This window comes from Phyllobacterium sp. (assembly GCF_037994405.1).
GTDB lineage: Bacteria > Pseudomonadota > Alphaproteobacteria > Rhizobiales > Rhizobiaceae > Phyllobacterium.
On record NZ_JBBNAN010000022.1, the window covers coordinates 1 to 9,377 of the forward strand.

General features: G+C 58.4%; 10 protein-coding genes. 8 read left to right on the forward strand and 2 right to left on the reverse strand.

Features of this window, described 5'->3' with window-relative positions:
• The 6 genes from AAAC48_RS01810 to AAAC48_RS01835 form a co-directional block, all read left to right on the forward strand.
• Positions 1-236 (forward strand): Lrp/AsnC ligand binding domain-containing protein (locus AAAC48_RS01810; protein ID WP_340652531.1); only part of this gene is annotated, 236 nt, incomplete at its 5' end.
• Positions 237-259: 23 nt separating this feature from the next.
• Positions 260-994: a 16S rRNA (uracil(1498)-N(3))-methyltransferase gene (locus AAAC48_RS01815; RefSeq protein WP_340652532.1), complete on the forward strand. Its 735-nt coding sequence runs from the start codon at positions 260-262 to the stop codon at positions 992-994.
• 104 nt (positions 995-1,098) lie between these two features.
• On the forward strand, positions 1,099-2,472 hold the full coding sequence (locus tag AAAC48_RS01820; RefSeq protein ID WP_340652533.1) for a glutamate--cysteine ligase: 1,374 nt from the start codon (positions 1,099-1,101) through the stop codon (positions 2,470-2,472).
• 18 nt (positions 2,473-2,490) lie between these two features.
• Positions 2,491-3,234: an SDR family oxidoreductase gene (locus tag AAAC48_RS01825; protein ID WP_340652534.1), complete on the forward strand. Its 744-nt coding sequence runs from the start codon at positions 2,491-2,493 to the stop codon at positions 3,232-3,234.
• An 86-nt stretch (positions 3,235-3,320) separates the two neighbouring features.
• On the forward strand, positions 3,321-4,259 hold the full coding sequence (locus AAAC48_RS01830) for a phosphoribosylaminoimidazolesuccinocarboxamide synthase (RefSeq protein WP_340652535.1): 939 nt from the start codon (positions 3,321-3,323) through the stop codon (positions 4,257-4,259).
• Between the two features lie 238 nt (positions 4,260-4,497).
• Positions 4,498-5,502, forward strand: a complete 1,005-nt coding sequence (locus tag AAAC48_RS01835) for a DUF937 domain-containing protein (protein WP_340652536.1) — start codon at positions 4,498-4,500, stop codon at positions 5,500-5,502.
• 123 nt (positions 5,503-5,625) lie between these two features.
• Here the strand turns inward: AAAC48_RS01835 and AAAC48_RS01840 are convergent, their stop codons facing one another.
• Positions 5,626-5,913: a DUF1127 domain-containing protein gene (locus AAAC48_RS01840; RefSeq protein WP_340652537.1), complete on the reverse strand. Its 288-nt coding sequence runs from the start codon at positions 5,911-5,913 to the stop codon at positions 5,626-5,628.
• Positions 5,914-6,114: 201 nt separating this feature from the next.
• Here AAAC48_RS01840 and AAAC48_RS01845 point away from each other — a divergent pair, with 201 nt between their 5' ends.
• A complete protein-coding gene (locus AAAC48_RS01845) occupies positions 6,115-7,071 on the forward strand; it encodes a LysR substrate-binding domain-containing protein (RefSeq protein WP_340652538.1) in 957 nt (318 codons plus the stop codon).
• Between the two features lie 15 nt (positions 7,072-7,086).
• On the opposite strand, the gene AAAC48_RS01850 is transcribed toward AAAC48_RS01845, so the two are convergent.
• The gene (locus AAAC48_RS01850; protein ID WP_340652539.1) at positions 7,087-7,677 is read right to left on the reverse strand and encodes a DUF2585 domain-containing protein; all 591 of its coding nucleotides are present in this window, start codon (positions 7,675-7,677) and stop codon (positions 7,087-7,089) included.
• Positions 7,678-7,784: 107 nt separating this feature from the next.
• Here AAAC48_RS01850 and xseA point away from each other — a divergent pair, with 107 nt between their 5' ends.
• Entirely contained in the window at positions 7,785-9,368 is a 1,584-nt protein-coding gene (xseA, locus tag AAAC48_RS01855; RefSeq protein ID WP_340652540.1) for an exodeoxyribonuclease VII large subunit, read from the forward strand.
• The last annotated feature ends 9 nt before the right edge of the window (positions 9,369-9,377 follow it).

The following is a 9,377-nucleotide window of genomic DNA, read 5'->3' on the forward strand; positions in this document are numbered from 1 at the left end:
TGCGGGTCCGTCCCCTGCCCGGCATGCTGCATATCGTGGAACGGCTGATCAGGGAGACGCCGGAAATCACTGAGTGCGACAAGGTGACAGGTGACGACTGCTTTATCGGCAAGCTGCAATTTCGCACGATGGAGCAGCTCGATACGATTCTTGACCGTCTGGCAGAAAAAGCCGAGACAAACACCTCGATCGTCAAGTCGTCGCCGGTCAAACGCCGCCTGCCGCCGCTCTCCTGAACTGCTGTACTACTGGAAATACGATGCGCGCCAATTACAAAATGCACAGGCTCTATGTCACTGCCGATCTTACCGCAGGCAAACGCGCGCAAACTGGTCCGGAAGCCGTCAATTATCTTGCCAATGTGCTGCGGATGAAGGATGGCGACGAAATTCTTGCCTTCAACGGTCGCGACGGTGAATGGCGTGCGGCGCTGTGTTTTGAAAGCAAGAAGAAACTGTTCCTGGAATCTCTGGAGCAGACTCGCGAGCAGCCTGCCGCACCCGATCTCATCTACTGTTTTGCACCGCTCAAGCAGGGCCGGCTTGACTATCTGGTGCAGAAGGCCGTGGAAATGGGTGCAGGCGTTCTACAGCCGGTCATAACCCAGCACACACAGGTCGCACGCATCGGTGTCGAGCGAATCGAGGCCAATGCGATAGAAGCTGCGGAACAATGCGGGGTGCTGGCGATACCGCCGACGCGCGAACCAGTGAAGCTCGATAAGCTGCTCGAAGGCTGGGGCTCTGAACGCCGCCTGATCTTCTGCGACGAAGGACATGACACGCACAATCCGTTGCCGCTGCTGCAATCATTGCCGCGCGGGCCGCTTGGCGTCCTTATCGGGCCGGAAGGCGGTTTCTCCGATCAGGAGCGCCAGATCTTGCGCAAGCTGCCCTTCGTTACCGCGATTCCACTTGGACAGCGTATCCTGCGGGCCGATACGGCAGCCGTTGCGGCGCTCGCTCTTATTCAGGCGACGATTGGCGATTGGTGAGTTACAATTTCTCTTGATGGGAGCATAAGCGAAATTTGCTTGCGCTCCTTCCCGAAAACCGCCAATCACGCGCAACAATCTCATCTTTTCGGAAAGCACCATCCATGGCGCGCGACACGACAGACGAAACACCCATCTCCGGTACCGAAGAACTGGCTGCCTATCTTGCGCAAGGATCCAAGCCGGACTCGGCCTGGCGCATTGGCACCGAGCATGAAAAATTCCCGTTCTATACGGAAGACAACAGCCCGGTACCCTATGAGGGTCCGCGTGGCATTCGCGCCATCCTCGAAGGGATGCAGTCGAAGCTCGGCTGGGAGCCGATCGTCGACGAAGGCAACATTATCGGCCTCGTCGAGCCAACAGGCCAGGGCGCCATTTCGCTCGAACCAGGTGGACAGTTCGAACTTTCCGGCGCGCCGCTCCTTTCCATTCACCAGACTTGCCGCGAGTCCAATGCACATTTGGCGCAGGTTCGTGAGATCGCCGAGCCGCTTGGGATTCGCTTCCTTGGTCTTGGCGGCAGCCCGAAATGGACCCTTGCCGAGACGCCGCGCATGCCGAAGTCGCGCTACAACATCATGTCGAACTACATGCCGAAGGTCGGCAGGGATGGGCTGAACATGATGTATCGCACCTGCACGATCCAGGTGAACCTCGATTTCTCGTCCGAAACCGATATGCGCCGAAAAATGCAGGTCTCGGTGAAGTTGCAATCGATCGCAACAGCGCTGTTCGCCATGTCGCCATTCACCGAAGGCAAGCCAAACGGCCTTCTCTCCTGGCGCTCGAATATCTGGCGCGACACGGACAACAATCGCTCCGGTGTCTTGCCTTTCATTTTCAGCGAGAATTTCGGCTTTGCCGACTATGTCGAATGGGCGCTGGACGTGCCGATGTATTTCGTCATGCGCCACGGCCGCTATCACGACTGCACCCATGTGACGTTCCGGCAGTTCATGAACGGCGCACTCAAGGATGAGATCCCCGAGGGCACACCCAATATGGGCGACTGGACCAATCACCTGTCGACGCTGTTTCCGGAAGTGCGCCTGAAGCGCTTCCTCGAAATGCGTGGCGCGGATGGCGGTCCATGGCGCAGGATTTGTGCCCTCCCGGCCTTCTGGGTCGGCCTGCTTTATGACGCCGAAGCTCTGAATGCTGCCGAAGCGCTGACCCGCGACTGGACCTATGAAGAAGTCCAGGCCCTGCGCGACGAGGTTCCGGGCAAGGGTTTGCAGGCAAAGCTGCGCAATCACTCGGCGCACGACATCGCGCGCGATGTACTGGCAATTTCGCGTCTTGGCCTGAAGAACCGGGCGCTTCTTAACAGCGAAGGCTTTGACGAGACGCATTATCTCGCGTCTCTGGACGAAGTCGTTGCGCGTGGCACGACATCCGCCGAGCAGATGCTGTCGCAGTACCACACCGCTTGGGGCAGCTCGATCGAACCCGTCTTTCTTGAATACGCCTATTAGTCAACTCGAGGATCGGCCATGACCAAAACCATTGTGATTACCGGTGCCAGCCGTGGCATCGGCCGTTCATCGGCAATTCTGGCCGGTCAGAGGGGCTGGTCGGTCGGCGTCAATTATGTGGGCAATAAAGTCGCGGCCGATGAAGTCGTTGAAGCCATCATTGCGGCCGGCGGCAAGGCGAAAGCCATTCAAGGCGACGTCGCCGTCGAGGCCGAGGTCATCTCGGTATTCGAACAGGCTGCGGAACTTGGCAAATTGGACGGCGTCGTGGTCAATGCCGGCATCGTCGCTCCCGCATCGAAGCTGATGGACATGGATATTGAGCGCATGCGCCGCGTCTTCGACGTGAATGTTCTCGGCGCCTATCTCTGTGCACGCGAAGCTGTGCGCTACCTCGCCCGATCGCGTGGCGGGAATGGCGGTTCGATCGTTCTGCTCTCCTCGGCAGCCGCTCGGCTGGGCGGACCCAACGAATATGTCGATTATGCCGGCTCGAAGGGTGCCATGGATTCGCTCACCATCGGCCTTTCCAGGGAAGTCGGGCCCGAGGGGATCCGTGTGAATGCCGTTCGCCCTGGGCTGATAGAGACCGATATTCATGCAAGTGGCGGTCAGCCGGACCGGGCCAAGCGTCTCGGCGTTACGGCGCCGCTCGGGCGCGCAGGTACCGCCGATGAAGTTGGTGAATCCATTGTCTGGCTGCTCAGCGATGCATCGTCCTATGTGACCGGCGCTCTCCTTGACGTGACCGGCGGGCGCTGAAGCCAGCAAGATCGACAATTATGACTCCCGTTGCCCGCCATATGTGTTATGCGGGGTCCATATCATTTCACGCGGATTTCTTAACCATGCCGAAACACAAAGCGCTATCGCAAGCCTATATTCCCGAGCTGCCGAATTACTACAAAGGCAAGGTCCGCGAGAATTACGATCTGGCGGACGGCCGCCGTATCATCATAGCGACGGACCGTATCAGTGCTTTTGACCGCATCCTCGCGTCGATCCCGCTCAAGGGGCAGGTCCTGACCCAGACTGCGCGTTTCCAGTTCGAGCAGACGCATGACATCTGCCCAAATCACGTCATCGAATATCCCGACCCGAATGTCCTTGTCTGCCGAAAGCTCACAATCCTTCCTGTCGAGATCGTCGTGCGCGGTTATCTCGCCGGGACCACGGGAACGTCAATCCTGACGCTCTACAAGGCCGGCCAGCGCGAAATGTATGGCTTTACCTTGCCGGACGGCATGCAGGACAATGAGAAACTGCCCGAGCCAATTATCACCCCGACGTCCAAGGCGTTCGATGGAGGCCATGACGAGCCTCTAACGGCAGACGCCATTTTGGCCCAAAAGCTGCTCACAAAGGACAAATGGGAGACGGTCTCGAATTATGCATTGCAGCTTTTTGCCCGCGGCCAGGAAATTGCCGCCAGTCGCGGCCTGATCCTTGCTGATACCAAATATGAATTCGGTACCGATGACGATGGCAATATCGTTTTGGCGGATGAAATCCACACGCCGGATTCAAGCCGCTACTGGTTTGCCGATAGCTACGCACCTGGCAAGCGGCCTGTCAGCTTCGACAAGGATTTCGTCCGTAACTGGGTCGTAGAGCGCTGCGATCCCTATAGGGACGCGATTCCAGAGATTCCGGAAGATGTCATCGATGCGACGACCAAGGTCTACATCCAGGCCTATGAGACGATCACCAACCGGAAATTTGAGCCAGGTGATCCGGCTATCGATCCGCTGCAGCGCATCCGAAAGAACCTCGCTGCCTACTTTTAGGGTCAGGACCTGTTATATGATTGAAACGGCAAGAAGATGCGAGGAGAGGCGTGAAGGACGGGTCTTTCTTTCGGCCGAACGGTTCGACACAGCAGCTTGCGGCCGCTTCGGCGCCCGCAAGAAATGGTCTTTTCGACCCTATTAACAGGTCCTGACCCTAAACCTATAAAAAGATTGAAGTCTGCGCGCCTGCGGCGCTAATCTTCCATCCTGTTTAGTGCAAGGGAGGATCGGTGCCATGAATCTCGTAGATATGTTTCTGAAGGGACAAGGGGGCCAGAACATCGAAGCCCTTGCCCGCCAGTTCAACCTGTCCCAGCAACAGACTGTCGCCGCCCTCGAAGCGCTGATGCCGGCGTTTTCGCAGGGCTTGCAACGCAATGCGGCCGATCCGATGGGCTTTGGTGCGTTTGTCCAGGCCCTCTCAACCGGCCGGAACGTCAATTATTTTGATAATCCGCAAGCTGCCTTCAATCCATCGGGTATTGCCGACGGCAACTACATCCTCGGCCAGCTTTTCGGTTCGAAAGATCTGTCGCGCGCGGTGGCCGATCATGCTGCAAACGTAGCTGGCGTCGGTGCTGAAACATTGAAGCAGATGCTGCCTGTGATTGCTTCAATGATGATGGGTGGACTTTACAAGAAATCAACCGGACAGTTCGCTGCCGCTGGCCTCGGCGGCGGCAATGTCATTGGCGACCTCATTGAGCAGATGATGCGGCAAGGTGGAGGCGGCATGATGGGCGGTCAACCATCAGCCACTCAGACAAGCGGTCCAGACGCTTCGGCCAATCCCTGGGGACAGATACTCGAAGGAATGTTTGGCGGGGGCGCTGGCGGCCAGCGGCCGCAAGGTCAAACCAATCCATTGGGCGACAATCCGTTGGGTAAAATCTTCGAGGAAATGATGCGAGGTGGTATTCCCGGCAGCGCTGCACCTCAAGCGCCACCATCACGCGGCAGGGTTCCACAGGACGATGCTCAAGAGCCTGCACACAATCCCTTTGGAGACAATCCGCTGGGCCAGATTTTTGGACAGATCTTTGGTGGCGGCGCACCGCAGCAAACGACCCCTCCGTCGCAACAACCGCGGCCCCAGCAGCAAACCGCTCCTTCGGAGAACCCGCTAAAGGACATACTGGGCCAGATGTTCGATACCGGAAAAAAGGCCAATGACCAGTATCAGAAGGGTCTGGAATCCATCTTCGACCAATACCTGCGCGGCATGGACCGCAATCGCTGAAAACCGCGCAAGAAAAAGCCCGGCCACTTTGCGCATGCAATATGGGCCGGGCAGGAGGCAGGCTGGGCGCCGGGAGGGGATTCCGGCGTGAATGGGCGCCTGCTAAACAGTCAAATCGTCAGACTAGATGATCGAGCGGGCTGCGCGAAGGCGGGCCCTGACATCGGCCAGTGCGCCGAGCCGTTCGCTCGGATCATCGAGCAGAGAGGTGCCAATAGCCGAATGCAAATCAGCACGCGTGATGCCGATATCATGCAGCATTTCGTCATTCCACTCGCCGAGGCTCAAAATGGTTTTACGATTGCGGCGAGCGACGATCATTCGGGTGACAAAGTTGGCAGCCTGCGACGCAAAAGCTGCGATCAAGCGGGTGAAACCGTTTACTTCAGTCATTCTCGTTGTCGTCGTCATCGCCGTTACTCCTTTTGAATGGCGCTGATCAAGAAAGTTAAACCGCGCGAAAACCATTTCTCACGCACCACGCTCGTGCCATCTGGCATCAGCGCTTCCTGAACATCTGCAGAATGATCCATAAAAATTGATTATTCAAACGAATGTTTTTAATGTAAACGTTCAATAATAATGATGGATCAACCATACGGGAACACCGCTATGAACGCACCGCTTGATCTCGACCAATTGCAGACATTCACCGCCATCGCCGATCTCGGCAGCTTCACCAGGGCCGCCGATAAGGTAAACAAGACACAATCTGCCGTATCCATGCAGATGCGCAGGCTCGAAGAGCGCGTTTCGAAGGCGCTTTTCGAGAGAGATGGCCGCACCAATCGGCTGACCGAAGACGGCGAACGCCTGCTCGCCTATGCGCGACGCATGCTGCAGCTCAACAACGAAACCATCGCAGCGTTTGATGATACGCAGTTGCAGGGCCATATCCGCATCGGGACGCCGGATGACTATGCCGACCGGTTCCTGCCGGAAATCATGGCGCGGTTTTCGCGCTCGAATCCGCGCGTTGAACTTTCCGTTGTCTGCGAACCGACAGTCAATCTCGACGAAATGATCCGCAAGGGCCAGCTTGACATCGCGCTCGTGACGCAGTGCGACGAGCACCGGCGCTCCGAAGTGGTGCGCAGCGAGCAGCTGCTCTGGGTGACCTCAGCGCACCATAATGTGCATGAAGAACAAGTCCTTCCGCTTGCCGTGGGCCGCCCGACCTGCATCTGGCGCGCGGCGGCCGTTGAGGTCCTCAACACCATGCATCATGATTACCGCATTCTCTTCACCAGTTGGTCAGCGACCGTTCTTGCTGCTGCAGTGCTGGCTGGGCTTGCGGTCTCCATCCTGCCGGAATGTGCCTTGCGGCCCGGGATGCGTGTATTGACCGAAGCCGATGGTTTTGGGCGGCTGCCGGAATTCGGCATTGGTATCATGCGCGGTCACACAAAGCCGTCAGCAATTGTGGACGCGCTGGCACAGCATATCGTTGAGAGCCTCGACAATTTGTCGATGCCGACGCCCGTCAGCATAGCGCAGGCTTCCGCGCCAAATCTGGCGAACCAGCGGCTGCGGCAGGTGCGCGCGAGCGAGCTCGTTCCTGGCTGGTAAGGCGGGACTAGGAGCCTAGATCCCGCCCTGCCAGGCCTTTATCGCGTCAAGCGGGTAAAGCAGCATCACGATGTTGAGGGTGAGGTTGTCACGGATAACCCACCCGGCCAAAAGCTCGAAGAAGATCGCCAGAACAACCGTAAGCCAGAGCGGGGCGCGGGCGGCGAAAAAGAAGCCGAGGACCATGAACAATATATCGCTGACCGAATTCAAAACGCTGTCGCCGACATAGCCGAGGGCGATCGTCGCCTCGCGATAACGATTGATGACCATGTCGGTGTTCTCGAAGATCTCCCAGGACGCCTCGACCAAAATAGCGATCAACAGACGCGGCCCGACCGGCCATTTGCGGGCAATCAGCCAGAGAATCCCGTAGAAGAGAAAGCCATGGATAATGTGCGACAGCGTGTACCAGTCGGCGATATGCTGGGAATTGTCGGATGAGTTGGCTTCGCCTACCCACAACTTTATTGTCCCGCAAGTGCAAATCGGGTTGCGCCCCATCAGGAGCAAAATCGCCGCGGCGGCCGCGATCATCAGCGCTCCGATCAACAGATAATGACGTAATTTCAGACCCTTGGCGGTAACCGATGCTGTTGAAGACATGTCGCCTCCCTTTTTTCCAGTTAAAGGCGATTTTTTTCGCGCTGGCAATGCTGCAATCGAGGATTGCCCAGACTTGACCTTGCCCTGCGCGAGACTAGGAATAGGGCATGAGTGAAAAGCCCGAATCTGCATCGAACGTCGCCGAATATACCGTTTCCGAGATTTCCGGGGCGCTCAAGCGTACGGTCGAGGACGCGTTCGGGCATGTTCGGGTTCGCGGGGAGATTTCCGGCTATCGCGGCCCGCATTCCTCCGGCCATGCCTATTTCTCGCTCAAGGACGACAAGGCGCGCATCGAAGCGGTGATCTGGCGTGGCTCGATGAGCCGCCTGCGCTTCCAGCCGGAAGAGGGCATGGAAGTCATCGCCACTGGCAAGCTGACGACCTTTCCCGGCTCATCGAAATACCAGATCGTCATCGAGCAGATGGAGCCGGCGGGCGCGGGCGCGCTTATGGCACTGCTTGAAGAACGCAAGCGCAAGCTCGGCGGCGAAGGGTTGTTCGATCCGGCAAAAAAGCAGCGATTGCCCTATATGCCGCACATCATCGGCGTCATCACGTCGCCAACCGGAGCAGTGATCCGCGATATCATCCACCGCATCACCGACCGCTTTCCGCTGCACGTGCTCGTCTGGCCGGTGCGGGTACAGGGCGAAACATCAGGCGCCGAAGTTGCCAATGCGATCAATGGTTTCAATGGGTTAGAGCGTGGCGGCCCCCTACCCCGTCCCGATGTGCTGATCGTGGCACGTGGCGGCGGCAGCCTGGAAGATCTATGGGGGTTCAACGATGAGGCCGTGGTGCGTGCCGTCGCCGCCTCGCGGATCCCGCTCATATCCGCGGTCGGCCACGAGACAGACTGGACGCTGATCGACCTTGCCGCCGACGTTCGCGCGCCGACACCGACCGGCGCGGCGGAAATGGCCGTGCCAGTCAGGGCGGACTTGCAGGCAACCGTCGCGACGCTGGGCGCCCGGCTTGCCGCCGGCATGTCACGCTGTCTCGACCGCCGCCGTCAGACGCAACGGGCACTCGCCCGCGCCCTGCCCTCGGCCGATCAGCTGCTTGCTTTGCCAAGACGGCATTTTGACGAGACAGCAGCGCGGTTGGGCCGCGCGCTGCAGGCCAATACGCAGAAGAAGCGCGGCCAATTCGATGGCTGCGCACGACAATTGTCGCCGCGTCTTCTTCAGCAGCGCTTTCGTGAAAAGCGCCGTGAAATCAGCGTTTTGGCCAATCGCCTGCCCCGCGGTCTCGAGGTGTTCGTAGGTCTTCGGAGGGGCTCTTTTGACAGGCGTGCGGGGCGGCTTTCGATCGAACCAACGGCACGCCTCGCCGAACGCGGCCGCCAGCATCTTCAGCAGTTGGAGCGCCGCCAGATACAGGCTGTGGACCTCATTGTGGACCGCAAAAAACGCCGCAGCGGCGAACTTGAACGCCTGATGAAAACCCTGTCGCATGAGAGTGTTCTGGAGCGGGGTTTTGCCATTGTGCTTGATCCCTCAGGCGCCCCTATCAAGCGCGCTGCCGCCATCGTCGGCGGCGATGATTTGACATTGCGCTTCCAGGACGGGGATGTGGAGGCAGTGGCAAAAGAGGCCAGTGAGCGTCCATCACGGCCGAAGATCGAGCGCTCTGCGCCTGCCAAGAAGCCGACGGTTCCGAGCGGGTCGCAGGGCTCACTCTTCTAGACTTAGACT

Bases quoted from the DNA above. Each gene is read 5' to 3' on its own strand.
- AAAC48_RS01815 (WP_340652532.1), top strand. From the start codon at position 260: ATGCGCGCCAATTACAAAATGCACAGGCTCTATGTCACTGCCGATCTT.
- AAAC48_RS01820 (WP_340652533.1), top strand. From the start codon at position 1,099: ATGGCGCGCGACACGACAGACGAAACACCCATCTCCGGTACCGAAGAA.
- AAAC48_RS01825 (WP_340652534.1), top strand. From the start codon at position 2,491: ATGACCAAAACCATTGTGATTACCGGTGCCAGCCGTGGCATCGGCCGT.
- AAAC48_RS01830 (WP_340652535.1), top strand. From the start codon at position 3,321: ATGCCGAAACACAAAGCGCTATCGCAAGCCTATATTCCCGAGCTGCCG.
- AAAC48_RS01835 (WP_340652536.1), top strand. From the start codon at position 4,498: ATGAATCTCGTAGATATGTTTCTGAAGGGACAAGGGGGCCAGAACATC.
- AAAC48_RS01840 (WP_340652537.1), bottom strand. From the start codon at position 5,913: ATGACGACGACAACGAGAATGACTGAAGTAAACGGTTTCACCCGCTTG.
- AAAC48_RS01845 (WP_340652538.1), top strand. From the start codon at position 6,115: ATGAACGCACCGCTTGATCTCGACCAATTGCAGACATTCACCGCCATC.
- AAAC48_RS01850 (WP_340652539.1), bottom strand. From the start codon at position 7,677: ATGTCTTCAACAGCATCGGTTACCGCCAAGGGTCTGAAATTACGTCAT.
- xseA (WP_340652540.1), top strand. From the start codon at position 7,785: ATGAGTGAAAAGCCCGAATCTGCATCGAACGTCGCCGAATATACCGTT.